We start from the raw sequence: 1,364 nt of genomic DNA on the forward strand, positions 1-1,364 counted from the left end.
GGGTTCGGTGGTCCGCCCGTTCTCGTGACAGGGCCGCCAGGCCACGTCCTGGCCGAGGAAGGGGTCGTCGGCGGGAGGAGAGCAGGCGGCGGCCAGCACCACCGCCATGAGCCCACCGAACCCGGGGGCACCCACCCCGCACCGCACCGCCGACTCCGTTCACGCGTCCCGGCCCGCCTGCCCTCCCATCCTGCCCGGCGAGGGTGCCCGCAACCTCCGGGACGGGTCCGCCGACGTGCAAAAAGACGGTCAGGCCGAGCGCCCGGGGCGGCGCCGGCGGGTCAGAGCAGGCTGACGTCGGTGTCGAGCAGCGCGGGCAGGTCGTCGGGGGAGGCGATGGCCACGAGGGGGCGCAGGGGGTCGCCGAACGCGATCCGCCCGGACCCGCCCTGCGGTGACGGGTCGGCGTGGGCGATCCAGTCCACGAGTTCGACCGCGCGGCTGACGTCGCCTCCCGGCCGGGTCAGGGCGACCACCGTTCCCGCCACGTCGCAGCGGGTGCCGAGGTGGGCGGTGGCGGCGAACACGCTCTGCGCCCACGCGCCCCGGCCCACCTCGCGCGCCTCCCCGCCGGGGTCGCGGCGCCGCCGCCAGCCGGGCGCGGTCAGGCCCACCGCGCGGTCGTCGAAGGTGAGCACCAGGCTGGGCCGCTCCTGCGCGGTCAGGCACTCCTCGGGGTCGGTGAGGGAGGCGTCCATCCACACCCGGACCGGACCGCTGGCCGCGCGCACGAGGGCGGCGCGGGCGGCGTCGAGCAGGACGGTGTCCACCTGGGTGCGGGCCGCGCGGCAGGCGTTGCCGGTCAGGGAGCCGTCCCCGTCCCCCGCTCCGGTGCCGGGCAGCGGCGTGTACCCGGGCAGGACCAGGTGCCAGTCGACGCTGGCGCGGCCCCGCAGGGGCAGTTCGCCGTGGGTCAGGCAGACCACGGTCCGCCTGCGCGCCAGCTGGTAGGTGGCGCAGGCGCCCGTGCGGCGGGCGGCCAGGGCCAGTCCCAGGCTCATCGCCTTGGTGCCGGTCGTGATGTCGGCGACGACCGGGGGCGGCGGGTCGGCCCCCTGTTCGCGGACGATCCAGCCCTGGGCGACGGCGGCGACCGCGTCGGCGTCGGAGCCGTCCACGGGGTCGGGGGTGAAGCGGACCCGGTCGCGGTACCCGGCCTCCCTGAGCAGGGCGGCGTCGGCGGAGGGGGCTCCGGGGTGCTCGACGGCGTACAGGGTCCGGGCGGCGGACTCGCGCATCCGGTCGCGCACGCTCTGCCTGGAGGGCAGGACCAGGGTGCGGGCCGGCCGGTGGGCGTGCACCGCGGTGAGGGTGCCCAGGCGGCTGCCGCCCAGGGAGGTGACCAGGACGGGTCCGTCCTTCGG

Annotated in this window: 1 pseudogene; it reads right to left on the reverse strand. The window is 77.8% G+C overall.

What is annotated here, in order from left to right:
* Positions 1–281: 281 nt before the first annotated feature.
* Positions 282–1,364, reverse strand: a pseudogene (locus DQW06_RS23575) (CRISPR-associated protein); the annotation flags it as partial.

It is taken from the genome of Nocardiopsis sp. TNDT3 (assembly GCF_003427465.1).
Lineage (GTDB): Bacteria > Actinomycetota > Actinomycetes > Streptosporangiales > Streptosporangiaceae > Nocardiopsis > Nocardiopsis dassonvillei.